The sequence below is a fragment of the Saccharibacillus sp. O23 genome (assembly GCF_002205895.1).
In the GTDB taxonomy this organism is placed as follows: domain Bacteria; phylum Bacillota; class Bacilli; order Paenibacillales; family Paenibacillaceae; genus Saccharibacillus.
Window position 1 is genome coordinate 141,294 of the sequence record NZ_NJDE01000002.1, and the last position, 14,719, is coordinate 156,012.

A 14,719-nucleotide genomic window follows, 5' to 3' on the forward strand; every position below is an offset into this window, starting at 1 on the left:
CATCATGCGAAAAATTATCTTGGGGTATATCCTCTTTATTTTTATCCCGGTGATCGGGTTCGGTTATTTCTATTACGCGCAGACTTCCAAAAACCTGATCGACCAATTCGTAAGCAGCCGGCAGAAAGTGCTGGAGCAGGCGTACGCCAATCTGCGAACGGACTTCGCGAGGATTCAGTCGGTCCACCGGATGCTGCAGTATAACCCGTATCTGGTCGATTACCTCGACGGCGCTTACGATTACGAAGGAGACAGCGTGTATTCGTTCATTCGTTATATTCAGCCGATCTACACGCAGTCTTATTTCGCCGATCCCGCGATCGAATCGCTGTCCGTCTACAAAATGAAGCCCGACGTGTTTACGATTACGGATTATTTTACGGATATTTCGGCGCTCGATCCCGCTCTGCTCGCCCGCGTCGAGAGCTTGAAGCCGGGCAAAGGCATCTGGCTGCGGCGCAGCGCCGAAAGCCAATGGCCGGAACTGAATTATTATCAATATCTCTATAACGGGCAGTTCACCGAACGGATCGGACTGCTCGAAATGCGTACCAATCAAGACTTGTTCGAACGGTTCTACGAAGCGGCGGGCATCGAAGGCAAATGGCGCGCGACGCTGCTGTCCGAGCAGGGCGAACCGTGGAACGGCGAAGCGCGGACGGCGGATCTCGACGACGCGATGCGGCAGAGATTGGCGAACGGCGAACTGTTTTTCGTGGAGCGCAATACGATCGTCAATCAAGTCGAACTGGACGAACTCGGCGTTCGGCTGGTCGTGACCGGGCAGGTGGACCAAGTCTTTCATTCCGTCAAAAAAAGAGAGACCGTGCTCGTCGGCGCGATCGTAGCGTTATTGATCGGGCTGTCCGCGCTCTATTACGGCCTGGCTTCCACGATTACCAAACGCATTCTCGCTCTGGCCGGCCATATGCGCGCGCAAAGCGACGACAATCTGAAGCAGTACGCGATCGAAACGGGAACGCCGCAGGCCAGAGACGAGATCGGATTTCTTACGGTGACGTACAACGCGATGATCCAGCGGATGGACGAGCTGATCAACAACGTGCACAAAGCCGAACTGCGCAACAAAGAAGCGGCTTACAAAGTGCTTCAGGCGCAGATCAAACCGCATTTTCTGTACAACACGCTGGAAACGATCCGCATGTTGGCCGAATCCAACAACGATCGCGAAGTGGCCGATATCTCGTATTGGTTCGGCAAACTGATGCGATACAGCTTGTCTTCGGAAGACGATCAGACGGTGCTGGCTCAAGAGATCGAAACGGTCGTTTTCTATCTCAATATCCATAAGATGCGTCTTCAGGACCGGTTGATTTACGAGATCGATGTTCGGGTGGACGCCAAAAAGGTCTTCTGTCCGCGCTTTATTCTTCAGCCGCTCATCGAAAACAGCATCGTGCACGGAGCGACCACGCTCAAACCGGTGCATATCCGGCTGCAGGCCGCGGAAGAAGACGGAGAAATCGCGATTCGCATCACGGACAGCGGCGTCGGCATTCCGGCGGAGAAGTTGGCCGGTCTGCAAAAGCGGCTGCGCGATCCGTCCGGCGTCGCGAGAGAAAGCGGCACGGGAGAAGGGAACGTCGGATTGGTCAATGTCAGCGAACGCGTGAAATCCTTTTTCGGAGACGGATCGCGGCTGCTGCTGGACAGTCGGGAAGGGGAAGGAACGCAAGTGACGCTTCGGATCGCGAAAGGAGAGGACGAACCGACATGAAACTGCTGATCGTGGACGACGAACCGATCATTCTGCGCGGACTGGTCAAAGTGATTCAAGATGCCGCTTCGCCCGGCAGCGAAGTGCGCTCGGCCGGCAACGCGTTCGAAGCGATCGAATTAATGAAAGAAGAGATGCCGGACGTGACCGTGACGGACCTGCATATGCCGGAGAAGAACGGATTCGACTTGATGCAGGAAGCCAAAGGCATCGGGTTGTGCGAACGGTTCATCGTGCTGACCGGACATGACGACTTCGAATACGTTCGCCGCGCGCTGCGCAGCGGAGTGGTGGATTACCTGCTCAAACCGATCGACAAAGACGAGATGTCCGAGCTGCTCAAACAGATCGAAAGCAAACTTCCTTCGGACGGCGACGGAGAGAGTACCCGACATATCAAGCGGATTCTGGCCTATACCAAAGCCCATTACATGAACGATCTGTCGCTCGATCATCTCGCCGATCTGATGGAACTGCATCCGTCTTATATCAGCAGTTTGTTCAAAAAAGAAACCGGAGACACGTTCGTCAATTACTTGAACGCGCTGCGCATTCACGAAGCCCGCAAGCTGCTGCATACGCATCGGCATCTGTCGGTAAACGAGATCGGCCGGCGCGTAGGGATCGAAAACAAACATTATTTCAATAAAGTATTCAAGAAATACGCGGGCATTACGCCGGGCGCTTATCGGGAAGAACAAGCGTCCGGAAGCGAAGAACGGGAAAACGAAGCATAAACAGGAGAGGGGAACGAACGTCTTGAAATGGAAAAGTTGGAGCGAATCTTCGGAAGGCGTCACGCTGGAAACGTCCGCGGGCCGGATGAGTCTTGCGTTTCGCGGTCCCGGCATCGTGCGAATCCGTTATACGCTCGAAGCGGATTTCGCGGCGAAACCCAGTCTGATCGTCGTCGATCGGCCGGCGCAAGAAGCCGAGGCGCGTTGGACGACGAGGGAAGACGGAGAGCGGCTGAGCATCCGAACGGACGCGCTCGAGATTCGTATCGACAAAAAGACGTGCGCGTTCGGTTATTTCGATACGGACGGACGGCTGCTGATGCGCGAACCGGTACGCGGCGGCAAGACTTTGGAGCGAATCGAGGTATATCGCACGGTATTCGGTTCCGATCAAGCCGCGCAAGAACAGGATTACGGCGCGGACGGTCTTCGCGTGCGGGCGGAAGAAGAGGAAGTCGTGTTCGACCGGCAGGCTTATCGCACGAAACTCGAATTCGACTGGCAGGACGGCGAAGCGCTGTACGGTCTCGGTTCGCACGAAGAAGGGATGATGAATCTCAGAGGGCGGCATCAATATTTGTACCAGCAGAACCTCAAAGCTTCCGTTCCGGTGCTGCTGTCGTCGCGGGGATACGGCATTCTGATCGATTCCTGCTCGTCCCTGAGCTTTCGCGACGACGATTTCGGTTCGTATCTGCTGACGGACGCCGACGACGAGATGGACTATTATTTCGTGTACGGACCGGAATTCGATCAGATCGTAGCCGGCATCCGCGAGTTGACGGGCGACGCGCCGATGCTGCCGAAGTGGGCTTACGGGTATATCCAGTCCAAAGAACGTTACGTCTCCGCCGACGAATTGATCGCGGTCGCCCGCGAATATCGGGATCGACAGCTTCCGCTCGACTGCGTGGTGCTCGATTGGCAGTCTTGGACCGGCAATCTGTGGGGACAGAAAACGCTCGATCCCGAACGATTTCCCGATCCGGACGCTCTGGCGGACGAGCTGCACGCCATGAACGTCAAATGGATGGTGTCCGTCTGGCCGATCATGAGCGAAGGCGGCGACAATCACCGGGAGATGGCCGAGAACGGATTCCTGCTCGGCAATCGGGCCAACTATAACGCGTTCGATCCCGGAGCGCGGGCCTTATATTGGAAACAGGCCGAAAAAGGACTGTTCAAACACGGCGTCGACGCGTGGTGGTGCGATTGCACCGAGCCGTTCGAAGCCGATTGGAAAGGCGCGGTCAAACCGGAACCGGAGCGCCGGATGGCGATCAACACGGCCGAGAGCCGGCGTTATCTGGATGCGGCCTCGATCAACGCGTATTCGCTCGAACATTCGCGCGGGTTATACGAAGGGCAGAGGGAGTCGGGAAGCCGCAAACGGGTGGTTAACTTGACGCGTTCCGCGTATGCGGGGCAGCAGCGATACGCGACGATCACTTGGTCGGGCGATACGTCGGCGACTTGGGATACGCTGCGCAAACAGATCGCGGACGGACTGAATTTCTGTTTGACCGGTTCGCCGTATTGGACGACGGATATCGGCGCATTTTTCGTCCGCGATCGCGAAGACCTCTGGTTCTGGAGCGGGGATTACGAGGACGGGACAGAGGATCTAGGCTACCGGGAACTTTATCTGCGTTGGTTCCAATTGGCCGCGTTCCTGCCGATGTTCCGTTCGCACGGTACGGATACGCCGCGCGAACTCTGGCGTTTCGGTTCGCCCGGCGAAGTCGTCTACGATACGCTGGAGAAATTTCTCAAGCTGCGCTACCGGCTGATGCCTTGTTTGTATTCGCTTGCCGGAGCGGTTACCCATCAGCGTTATACGATGTTCCGCGCGCTGGCGTTCGATTATCGGGAAGATCCGCTCGTTCACGGGATCGCCGACCAATTTCTGTTCGGGCCCGCTTTTCTCGTCGCGCCCGTTACGCGTCCGATGCATTACGGTCCCGGTTCCGAGGTGCTTGCGGATTCGGACAAAACGCGGAACGTCTATCTGCCGGAAGGTCATTGGTACGATTATTGGACCGACGAAAAGATTGCCGGCGGGCGAACCGTCTCCGCGCCGGCCGATCTGGACACGGTTCCGCTCTACGTCCGCGCCGGTTCGATCGTGCCGACGGGACCCGACTTGCAGTACGCGGACCAAGATCCGGCGGGAACGATCCGGTTGAAGATCTATCCGGGCCGGGACGCCGCGTTCACGCTGTACGAAGACGAAGGCGATTCTTACGATTACGAACAAGGCGCTTTTTCGACGATCGAGCTGCAGTGGTCGGACCGCGAAGAGCGTTTGACGGTCGGACCGCGCAGCGGAAGTTATCCCGGAATGTCCGAGCAGCGCCGATTCGTCGCGGAGATCGTCGGTCGACCGGGAGTCGCGACGCTGGATTATCGCGGCGAGCGGCTCCAAGCGGAAGCGGACGACGAAGGATTCAACGTTCGGGCGTAAAAGGAAGACCTTGTTCGCGCGCGCGTCTGCGGTAAGCCGAAGGCGTCGTGCGCGTATGCTTCTTGAACGTGCGGTAGAAATGCGGCAGACTGTCGAAACCGCAGTCCAGCGCGATCCGTTCGACCTTGTCGCCGGTTTGCAGCAGGCGGTCGCGAGCGGCGAAGATCCGTTTGGTCGATATATAATCGGTCAGGTTCATGCCGAGGCGCTGCTTGAACACGCGGCTGAAATGCGCGGGAGACACGGCGACGCGCTCGGACAAAGCGTTCAATTCCAACCGCGAGAACAGCTCGCTGTCGATATAGGCCAGCGCTTCGCCGAGCCATGCGGGAGCCGAAGAAGAACCGGTCGAAGAAGGCAGGCTCTGCGGCAGGCAGTACCGGTTCAAATGCAGCAGAGCCAGATGCAGCAGCAGCGACAGCGCCTGCTCGCCGTCGGGACGGTCCGGCTGCCATTCGGCGCGAAGAGCGTCGATATCCCGTTCGAGGATATCGGCGTATTCGCGGGCCGGTACATATCTGTATTGTTTGCGCTGCTTCGCCGTCTCGAACAGCTTGAGATAAGCATCGGCTTCCGCGTGCGTGCGCGCCCGGCTGCGGATCAGCTCGGGACCGAAGAACACGGCGGAAGAAGTAACCGGATCGTCTTTGTCCGGAAACGCCCGATGCACCGTATTGCCCGGGATGATAATCACGTCGCCCGGACGCATCTCGTAGAACGTCTGATCGATAAAAAAAGTCCCTTTGCCTTCGTATACGTACACGAACTCGTGCCATTCGTGATGATGGTCCGGCAGTTCGCGCAGCGGACTTTTGGTGTCTTTGTAATCCAGCAGCATCGGCAGCGCGAATTCGCGATCGAACCTTTTGCGCAGCGGTTTCATGGCCGTCTCCTTCCGTGGGATCAAGTTTGCATCCATCATATCAAGAAAAGGTATAATTTTGCCGCTTTACGCAATTTTTATTCCTTAATCGGCTGTTAAAATGAAAAAGAAAACGAACGGAGGGGATCAGGTGCGAATCGACGCCCATCAGCATTTCTGGAAAATCGAACGAAACGACTACGGCTGGATCACTCCCGAGATTCCGGTGCTGTACCGGGATTTCCTGCCGGACGATCTGCGTCCCGAGCTGCGCGAACAGAAGATCGACGCGACCGTTCTCGTGCAGGCGGCGCCTACGCTCGAAGAAACCGAATATATTCTGGAATTGGCCGCGCATGAACCGTTCGTGGCCGGAGTCGTCGGTTGGCTCGACCCCGAACATCCGGACTTCAGGGAGCAGTATAACAAGCTGCGCGAACATCCGAAGTTTGTCGGCCTGCGCGTCATGATCCAAGAGATGGAAGACTCGGCGAAGCTGCTGTCGCCGCCTTTTCTACAAGCGCTTTCATTGTTCGCGGAAGAAGACCTGCCCGTCGACCTGCTCGTGCTGCCGCATCAGCTTCCGCATTTGGAGGAAATGCTGGACCGGGTGCCCGGCCTGCGAGGCGTCGTCGATCATCTCGCCAAGCCGCCGATCGCGTCGGGTGAGATCGAACCGTGGAGAAGCCGCATGGCGGAGATCGCGCGTCATCCCGGAATATGCTGCAAGTTGTCGGGCATGGTGACGGAAGCGGCAGCCGACTGGAAAGCCGAAGACTTTCGGACGTATATCGAAACGGTCTTGGAGCTGTTCGGACCGGAGCGGATCATGTTCGGCAGCGATTGGCCGGTCTGCCTGACCGCCGCGACCTACGCGGATACCGTCGAGCTGCTGCTCGGCGCGCTGCGCGAACGCCTTTCTGCCGAAGAGATCGACGCCGCTTTCGGAACGAACGCCGCGAGATTTTACAAACTTAACTTTTTATCCGACGGAGGTGCAAGCTAAATGCAATACAGAACATTGGGACGTACCGGGTTGGAAGTCTCCGCGCTGAGTTTCGGGGCTTCGTCGCTCGGAAGCGTGTTTCGCGAAGTGCCGGAAGACGAAGGCATTCGGACCGTGCACGAGGCGCTCGACGGAGGCATCAATCTGATCGACGTGTCGCCGTATTACGGATTGACCCAAGCGGAAACGGTTCTCGGCAAAGCGCTGCGCAGCGTATCGCGGGATCGATATATTCTGAGTACCAAAGCAGGCCGGTACGGCAGCGACGAATTCGATTTCTCGCGCGAACGGATCATGCGCAGCGCGGAAGAAAGCATGCGGCGGCTCGGAACCGATTACCTCGATATCCTGCTGCTGCACGATATCGAATTCGGTTCGGCGAAGCAGATCTTGGAAGAAAGCCTGCCCGCGCTGGAAGAGCTGAAGCAGGCCGGCAAGATCCGGTTCTTCGGCGTCAGCGGACTGCCGCTCGGCGTGTTCGAGAAGATCGCGCCGCAAGCAGCGATCGACGTGATCTTGTCTTACTGCCATTATTCGCTTAACGACAGAACGCTGCTGAATCTTCTTCCGCTGCTGGATGCCGGCGGCGTCGGCTTGATCAACGCTTCGCCGATCTCGATGGGACTGCTCAGCGATCGCGACGTGCCGGATTGGCATCCCGCCGACGAAGAAGTCCGAGCCGTCTGCCGGCGCGCGGCCGAATTCTGCCGGGAGCGCGGCGAAGAGATCGCCAAGCTGGCCGTACAATTCTCGACGGCCGACGAACGGATTCCGACGACGCTGGTCAGCACGGCGAACCCGGACAATATCCGGCGCAATATTCGCTGGACGGAAGAACCGATCGACCGCGAACTGTTGGCGCAGGTCGAAAAGATTCTTAGCCCGATTCAAGGGCGGACTTGGGACAGCGGGCGTTCCGAATGGAGCACGAATAACAAGCAGGATGCGGAGGGGAAACGTTCATGAAAGGCATCGTTTGCGAAGAAATCGGTCGTTTCGCGTATCGGGAAGATCTGCCCGAACCGACGCTCGAAGCCGGGCACGCCGTCGTGCGGATCCGCCGGATCGGCATCTGCGGCACCGACCTGCACGCCTATCGCGGCAATCAACCTTATTTCGTCTATCCGCGCATTCTCGGGCACGAGCTGTCCGCCACGATCGAACAGATCGGCGAGAACGCCGAAGGTCTGCAAGCGGGCGATCTCGTCAGCATCATTCCGTATCTGCATTGCGGAACCTGTCGGGCCTGCCGTTCGGGGTTGACCAACTGCTGCCGCAATATGCGGGTATTCGGCGTTCATGTCGACGGCGGCATGCGGGAACGGGTGTCGATTCCCGTCGCCAATCTGCTCAGAGCGGACAAGTTGAATGCCGATCAGGCGGCGATGCTGGAACCGCTGGCGATCGGAGCGCATGCCGTCCGCCGTTCGAGCGCGGGAGAAGGCGACACGGTATTGGTGATCGGAGCGGGTCCGATCGGACTCGGCGTCATGGCGATGGCGCGTTTTGCCGGAGCGAGCGTCGTCGCGATGGACGTGAACGACGAACGTCTGGCGTTCGCGCAGGAGTGGGCAAGCGCGGAACATGCGGTAAACGCGCTGCAAGAACCGGAGCAGGCGCTCGATCGGCTCACGGACGGAGATTTTTTCACGCATGTTATCGATTCTACCGGCAGTCTGGCCTCGATGCAGGCGGCGTTCGGCTATGTCGGACACGGCGGAACGCTGACTTACGTAGGTCTGGCCAAAGGAACGGTGACTTTCGACGATCCGCATTTCCATGCGCGCGAAATGACCGTGCAGGGCAGCCGGAACGCGACACGCGAAGACTTCGCGCGGGTGCTGGACGCGATCGGAAGCGGACATCTTGACGTAAACGGCTATATCTCGCATCGCTGCGCGTTCGAAGAGATGGTCGGACGATTCGAAGATTGGCTGCGGCCGGAATCTAAGCTGATCAAAGCGATCGTGGAGATGGACTGAAGGAGGAGGGATTTCGGTTGATTCGCACAGAATTCGCAAACGGGAACCAAGCCGCACGGCAATCCGAAACGTCGGCGGAAAGCACGCGTCTATGGTACAAACAGCCTGCCGGAGAATGGAACGAAGCGCTGCCGATCGGTAACGGCAGATTGGGCGCGATGTTCTTCGGCGGCGTCGCCGAAGAGAAACTTCAATTGAACGAAGATTCGGTCTGGTACGGAGGACCTCGGGATCGCAACAACGAGGACGCGTTGACGTATCTGCCGGAGGTCCGCCGCCTGATCTTGGCCGGTCGGCTGCGGGAAGCGGAAGAATTGGCGGCGATGTCGATGGCGGCGCAGCCTGAAGCGCAGCGGCATTATCTGCCGCTCGGCGATCTGCTGCTGTCGTTCGGCGGACACGGCAACAGCGGCGAAGCGGCGGAAGATTACCGAAGAGAACTGGATCTGGATAACGGTCTGAGCCGCGTGTCTTACCGGATCGGCGGCGCATTGTACGAACGCGAACTGTTCGCCAGTTATCCCGATCAGGCGATCGCGATCCGGATTTCGACCGAACATGCGGACGGCATTTCGCTCAAAGCCAGATTCGGCCGCGGCGAATGGCGCTACGTCGAGCGGACGGAGAAATGGCTCGATCGCGGCATCGTCATGCGCGGCGCCTGCGGCGGCGAAGGCGGGAGTTCGTTCGCCGCCGTGCTCCAAGCGGTTCCCGAAGGCGGGAGCTGCCGCACGATCGGCGAATACGTGCTGGTGGAAGGCGCAAGCGCCGTCACGCTGCTGCTCGCGGCCGGAACGACGTTCCGTCTGCCCGATCCGGAGCTTGACGCCAAGCGGCGGCTGGACGAATTGAGCCGAGTGCCTTACGCGGAACTTCGGGAGCGTCATATCGCCGATTACCGATCTTTGTACGCGCGCGCGGACCTGCGGCTGCCGGAAGATCCGCGGCTTCGCGAGCTGCCGACCGACGAACGCTTGAAGCGTTTCGGACAGGGCGAAGACGATCCGGGACTGATCGCCGATTATTTCCGCTACGGCCGCTATCTGTTGATCACGTCCAGCCGTCCCGGTTCGCTGCCGGCGAACCTTCAAGGGATCTGGAACGACAGCTTCCGTCCGGCGTGGGACAGCAAGTTCACGATCAATATCAACGCGCAGATGAATTATTGGCATGCGGAGACCTGCAATCTCGCGGAATGTCACGAGCCGCTGTTCGATCTGATCGAACGCATGCGGGAGCCGGGACGAGTGACTGCGCGCGTCATGTACGGATGCGAAGGATTCGCCGCGCATCACAATACGGACATCTGGGGCGATACAGCTCCGCAGGATACGTATCTGCCGGCTTCGTTCTGGCCGCTCGGCGCGGCTTGGCTCTGCCTGCACCTCTGGGAACATTACCGGTTCGGCGGCGATCGGCATTTCCTCGAATCGAAGTACGGCACGATGAAGGAAGCGGCCGTTTTCCTGCTTGATTATCTCATCGAAGACGAACAGGGCCGTCTGATCACCTGCCCGTCGGTATCGCCGGAGAACACGTATATCCTGCCTAGCGGCGAATCGGGCGTAATCTGCGCGGGAGCCAGCATGGACTTTCAGATCATCGAAGCCTTGTTCGGCGCCTGCATCGAAGCGTCGGAGATTCTGGGCATCGACGAAGATTTTCGCGAACGATTGGCCGCCGCTCTGAAACGGATTCCGCAGCCGAAGATCGGCCGGCACGGGCAGATTCAGGAATGGATGGAAGACTACGAAGAAGCCGAACCGGGACATCGGCATATCTCGCATCTGTTCGCGCTCTATCCAGGCGATTCGATCGATGCCGAACATACGCCGGAACTTGCGGCCGCCGCCCGCGTGACGTTGGAACGCCGATTGGCGGCCGGAGGCGGACATACCGGCTGGAGCCGGGCGTGGATCGTCAATTTCTGGGCAAGGCTGCGCGACGGTCAGAAAGCGTACGCGAACGTACGCGCGCTGCTCGAGAAGTCGACGCTGCCGAACCTGTTCGACAACCATCCGCCGTTCCAGATCGACGGGAATTTCGGCGGCGCGGCAGGCATCGCCGAGATGCTGCTCCAGAGCCGCCCCGGCGAATTGTCTTTGCTGCCTGCGCTGCCCGAAGAATGGGCGGAAGGTCAAGCGATCGGACTGCGCGCCCGCGGCGGATATACCGTGGATATCGCTTGGGCGAACTCGCGGATTACGAGCGTGTCCGTGACCTGCGGTTCCGAAGGGAAATGTCGTTTGCAAGGCCCCGGACTCGAGCCGGTTTCTTTCGAAGGGAAAGTCGGTAAGACGTATACGTTCGGCGGTTGAAGAAGCGGAGCCTTTGAATCGGGAGTTGCTCGGAATCAACGAAAAAGGAATTCTGTTCGGACGTCGCGAAGTCATAAGAGGGCGAATTACCGTTCGCCTTCCGCGATTTGCGGAACGAAAGGATGGAGTTTGCGATGAATCAAACGAATTTTAGAGAAAAACCGGTCTTGTCGGGAGAAAAAGTACTGCTGCGTCCGTTCGAAGCAGGCGACGCGGAGAAGTTGTTATCGATTCTGGAAGAGATCGACGTGCGGCGTCTGACCGGATCGGCAGGCAGCGACGAAGAAGCATCGCGGCCGATGACGGAAGAAGAGAAAGAGCGCACCCGCGCTTGGTATGCCAAGTTGAACGCGCAGACCGATCGTCTGGATCTCGCAATCGTGGACCGAGAAAGCGGCGAACTGATCGGCGAAGCGGTATTCAACGAATACGATGAAGAAGCCGGCAACGTCAATTTCCGTATTCTGATTGGAGCGTCCGGACAAGGTCAAGGGCGCGGCACTGAAGCGATTCGACTGTTCCTGCGGCATGGTTTCGAGAACGTCGGCCTGCACCGGATCGGTCTGGAAGTCTTCAGCTTTAATCCGAGAGCGGAACGGGTCTATGTCAAGAACGGATTCGTGCTCGAAGGAGTCAAACGCGAAGATTTTATCTACAACGGGGAGTATATCGATTCGAAAGTGTACGGCATGTTGAAGTCCGATTACGAGCGGGTGCAGGCGGAGCGTACATAATGTCGGCCGGGTGAAGCGCAGTCTAACGCGGTACAAGCCGGAAAAAAGCTTAACCCGCGTATCCGAGTCGAAAAACAAAAAGGAAGCCGAATCCGGCTTCCTTTTTGCGTGCAGAAGAGATCGATCGTTATTCCGGATCGAAGATCGCCAATTTGCGATCGACGATTCGTAGGCCGTAATCGGCAGAGGCGCGGACAAAAGCCCGGTCATGCGAAACGAACAGCACCGTGCCTTCATAAGCGGCCATAAAACGTTCCAATGCCGAAACGGAGTCGGCATCGAGGAAGTTGGTCGGCTCGTCCAGCAGCAGAACATTATAATCTCCCAGGAACAAACGGCAGAGTTGGAGCCTTACCGCTTCGCCTCCGCTGAGCGAGCGAATGCTTCGGGCGAGATCGCGGCTTTGAAAACGCATGGCGTGAAGAGCCGCGCGGACCGCGCCTTCGTGTGCGGAAGAACCGGACGCCGCGAAACGAAGAACGTTCTCGTCCGTTTCGAAACGGTAGCCCGTCTGCCGGAAAAAGCCGACGCGGACTTTGGGCGACAGCAGCACGCCTTCTCCGCCGCGCTCGATATGACGAAGCAGGCTGCTTTTGCCGGAGCCGTTCGGTCCGGCAAAAGCGATCTTCGCACCCAAAGGCACTTGAAAAGACGCGTTTTCCAGCAGCGTGCGATCGCCGGCCGTCAGCGTCAGCCTATCCAGCATAACCGGAAACTTGTTATGCAGCTTGATGCCGGCCGGCTGACAGAACCGGAGCGGCGCTTCTTCCCGGACCGCTTCGACGGCTTCGAGCTGCCTCGAACGCTGCTCGATCGCTTTGGCCGCGCGATGCATCGCTTTCTGGCCGGTTCCTTTCGATTTGCTTTCGAACATTCGGTTCGGCTTGTCTTTGGTGCCTTTGCGGGTCGAACCGTCGGTGCGGGCGACTTTCGCCGCTTTGGCCATTTTGCTTTCGGCCGCCCGTTCCAGCCTTGCGGATTCTTTGAGATAACGTTCATGTGCCTGCGTCTGCCGGTTCCGCTCGATTTCTTTTTGCCGAACGTAATCGCGGTAACGGCCGGCATAGATCCGGACTTCGCCGTTCTCCACGGCCCAGATCGTATCGACCAGTTCGTCGAGCATGACCCGGTCGTGGCTGACCAGAACGACCGCTCCGTCGTAAACGCGCAGACGGTCGGTAAGCTGTGCGATGCCGTCTTCGTCCAAATGCGAAGTCGGCTCGTCGAGCAGCAGCACTTCGCTGCGGCCGCCCAGCAGTTCGGCAAGCTTGAGCCGCGTTTCTTCGCCGCCGCTCAGACGATCCGAATGCACGGGTACCGCCCAGCGTCCGGTCTCGCCGGGATCGGCTGGCTCGAATATTTCGCCCGGCGCCGCCGTCTGACCGAAATAGCCGACGGAAGCGTGCAGACGCGCAATTCCTTGCGTCGGCGCGAGTTCGCCCGCAAGCAGCTTCAGCAGCGTGCTTTTGCCGGCGCCGTTCGGCCCGACGATCCCGATCCGGTCGAAACGGGATACGGTCAGCCGATCGATCTTGAGCAAGGATGCTTCCGCAAACCTCATCTCTATGTGTTCCAATTCCATGCAGGTTGGTTCCATCGTTTGCCACCTCCGAAATTAAATTTCGTATCGGCGGCCTGACGCCGATACGGACTTCGCTATCGAAGTCCGTATCAGAAGAACAACAACATGCACATCGAGATCCTGCCCATAGAGCGGACCCTCCTTTTTTGGCGTTTGCTTACAGAATCAGTGTAGAACGCGTAAAAGTAAAAGTCCAGAGTACAGTGTTTAGCGAACGATCAAATACTGCCCCCGTTTGCCGCGTTCGCCGTCCCGGTAAGCTTGTTCGATTCCCTGCGCGGTAAAAGGAAATTCGGCCGCGGTATGGATTTTCAGGCGTCCTTGACTCGTTTGCGCAAGCAGCTCGTTCCAGTCGCCGACGTCCGGCCGAACGCGGGCGAAACGAAAGCGAATGCCGCGAGCGGAAGACGTCTGTTCGATCTGCGGCGAGAGAAGCGACACGTATATTCCGCCGTCGGCTAGAAGTTTGGCGGCTTGCGGCTCGCCGCTGCCCGGCGCTGTCTGTAAGCGCGATTCCCGAATCATGCCCAACGCCAGATCGAACGGGTCGGAATGCCGGAGCGACGAGCGATCCCGGTATTCGTCGGGTTCGATCGTTTCGTCGGCGCCGATCGCGCGCAGAAACTCGTGGTGGACCGATCGGGCCGCGGCAGCGACGTAAGCGCCTTGAAGCTTGGCGAGCTGAACCGCCAGATGGCCGACCGCGCCTGCGGCGGCTTCGATCAGGACGCGGCTGCCGGGCCTCAATTCGCCGAAGCGGTACAGAGCCTGCCGGGCGCTGAGACCGGCGGCGGCCAGCGAGACCGTCCCGCCGAAAGCCAGATTTTCCGGAATCGCCGCAGCGTGCGTTTCTTCAAGAACCGCATAGTCCGCGTATCCGCCGCCGGACGGATTGAGGCCGATCACGCGATCTCCTTCGCGAAAAGCCGTGACGCGGCTGCCGACCGCGCGTACGATACCCGCGAATTCCATGCCGGGCACATAGGGGAGCGGTAAAGGCAGCGCGGTGCGCATCTCGCCCGATACGATCATTCGATCGCCGGAGTTGACCGCATTGACGCGGACCTCGATCAGCAGTTGGGTATCGGAAATTTCGGGTCGTTCGCTCTGAGCCTCCCGAAGCTTGCCGTATTCGTGCATTTCGATTCGTTTCATGTCGATGTTCGCTCCTCGCTTCAGACGGATTCGATAGGCGGCCGACGGCTTGCGCCGCCGCTTCTCTTAGGATTAAAGTAACAAGGAGAAGCCGTCGGGTCCATCCGCAAAAATCGGCGAATCGTCGGCTAGGCAACGGTT

Annotated in this window: 11 protein-coding genes; 8 read left to right on the forward strand and 3 right to left on the reverse strand. The window is 58.6% G+C overall.

Annotated elements, in window-relative coordinates; translation table 11 throughout:
* Positions 1–4 precede the first annotated feature (4 nt).
* The 3 genes from CDO73_RS02170 to CDO73_RS02180 are packed head-to-tail and all read left to right on the forward strand — an operon-like array spanning position 5 to position 4,939.
* The gene (locus CDO73_RS02170; protein ID WP_256972552.1) at positions 5–1,738 is read left to right on the forward strand and encodes a sensor histidine kinase; all 1,734 of its coding nucleotides are present in this window, start codon (positions 5–7) and stop codon (positions 1,736–1,738) included.
* A complete protein-coding gene (locus CDO73_RS02175; protein ID WP_088486854.1) occupies positions 1,735–2,475 on the forward strand; it encodes a response regulator transcription factor in 741 nt (246 codons plus the stop codon). The genes CDO73_RS02170 and CDO73_RS02175 overlap by 4 nt, the downstream gene beginning before the upstream one ends.
* Before the next feature lie 22 nt (positions 2,476–2,497).
* Positions 2,498–4,939, forward strand: coding sequence for a glycoside hydrolase family 31 protein (locus CDO73_RS02180; protein WP_256972522.1), 2,442 nt, complete (start codon positions 2,498–2,500; stop codon positions 4,937–4,939).
* Here CDO73_RS02180 and CDO73_RS02185 read toward each other — a convergent pair.
* Positions 4,923–5,822 (reverse strand): AraC family transcriptional regulator, encoded by a 900-nt coding sequence (locus CDO73_RS02185; protein ID WP_179218483.1) that lies wholly within the window; start codon positions 5,820–5,822, stop codon positions 4,923–4,925. The genes CDO73_RS02180 and CDO73_RS02185 overlap by 17 nt on opposite strands.
* Positions 5,823–5,952: 130 nt before the next feature.
* On the opposite strand from CDO73_RS02185, the gene CDO73_RS02190 reads away from it, so the two are divergent.
* The 5 genes from CDO73_RS02190 (at position 5,953) to CDO73_RS02210 (ending at position 11,841) form a co-directional block, all read left to right on the forward strand.
* Complete coding sequence (locus CDO73_RS02190) at positions 5,953–6,807, forward strand: amidohydrolase family protein (RefSeq protein ID WP_179218485.1); 855 nt, start codon at positions 5,953–5,955, stop codon at positions 6,805–6,807.
* Positions 6,808–7,773: an aldo/keto reductase gene (locus CDO73_RS02195; protein ID WP_088486857.1), complete on the forward strand. Its 966-nt coding sequence runs from the start codon at positions 6,808–6,810 to the stop codon at positions 7,771–7,773.
* Complete coding sequence (locus tag CDO73_RS02200; RefSeq protein WP_088486858.1) at positions 7,770–8,789, forward strand: zinc-binding alcohol dehydrogenase family protein; 1,020 nt, start codon at positions 7,770–7,772, stop codon at positions 8,787–8,789. Before CDO73_RS02195 ends, CDO73_RS02200 begins: the two co-directional genes overlap by 4 nt.
* Before the next feature lie 17 nt (positions 8,790–8,806).
* Positions 8,807–11,107, forward strand: coding sequence for a glycoside hydrolase family 95 protein (locus CDO73_RS02205; RefSeq protein WP_256972523.1), 2,301 nt, complete (start codon positions 8,807–8,809; stop codon positions 11,105–11,107).
* Positions 11,108–11,241: 134 nt separating this feature from the next.
* Positions 11,242–11,841, forward strand: coding sequence for a GNAT family N-acetyltransferase (locus tag CDO73_RS02210; RefSeq protein WP_088486859.1), 600 nt, complete (start codon positions 11,242–11,244; stop codon positions 11,839–11,841).
* Between the two features lie 127 nt (positions 11,842–11,968).
* Here the strand turns inward: CDO73_RS02210 and abc-f are convergent, their stop codons facing one another.
* Together abc-f and CDO73_RS02220 are read right to left on the reverse strand one after the other, a co-directional pair.
* Entirely contained in the window at positions 11,969–13,438 is a 1,470-nt protein-coding gene (abc-f, locus tag CDO73_RS02215) for a ribosomal protection-like ABC-F family protein (RefSeq protein WP_088486860.1), read from the reverse strand.
* A 192-nt stretch (positions 13,439–13,630) separates the two neighbouring features.
* A complete protein-coding gene (locus CDO73_RS02220) occupies positions 13,631–14,578 on the reverse strand; it encodes an NADP-dependent oxidoreductase (protein ID WP_088486861.1) in 948 nt (315 codons plus the stop codon).
* Positions 14,579–14,719: the final 141 nt, after the last annotated feature.

Excerpts from the sequence above, each read along its gene's own strand:
- CDO73_RS02170 (WP_256972552.1), top strand. The coding sequence starts at position 5 with ATGCGAAAAATTATCTTGGGGTATATCCTCTTTATTTTTATCCCGGTG.
- CDO73_RS02175 (WP_088486854.1), top strand. The coding sequence starts at position 1,735 with ATGAAACTGCTGATCGTGGACGACGAACCGATCATTCTGCGCGGACTG.
- CDO73_RS02185 (WP_179218483.1), bottom strand. The coding sequence starts at position 5,822 with ATGAAACCGCTGCGCAAAAGGTTCGATCGCGAATTCGCGCTGCCGATG.
- CDO73_RS02195 (WP_088486857.1), top strand. The coding sequence starts at position 6,808 with ATGCAATACAGAACATTGGGACGTACCGGGTTGGAAGTCTCCGCGCTG.
- CDO73_RS02200 (WP_088486858.1), top strand. The coding sequence starts at position 7,770 with ATGAAAGGCATCGTTTGCGAAGAAATCGGTCGTTTCGCGTATCGGGAA.
- CDO73_RS02210 (WP_088486859.1), top strand. The coding sequence starts at position 11,242 with ATGAATCAAACGAATTTTAGAGAAAAACCGGTCTTGTCGGGAGAAAAA.
- abc-f (WP_088486860.1), bottom strand. The coding sequence starts at position 13,438 with ATGGAACCAACCTGCATGGAATTGGAACACATAGAGATGAGGTTTGCG.
- CDO73_RS02220 (WP_088486861.1), bottom strand. The coding sequence starts at position 14,578 with ATGAAACGAATCGAAATGCACGAATACGGCAAGCTTCGGGAGGCTCAG.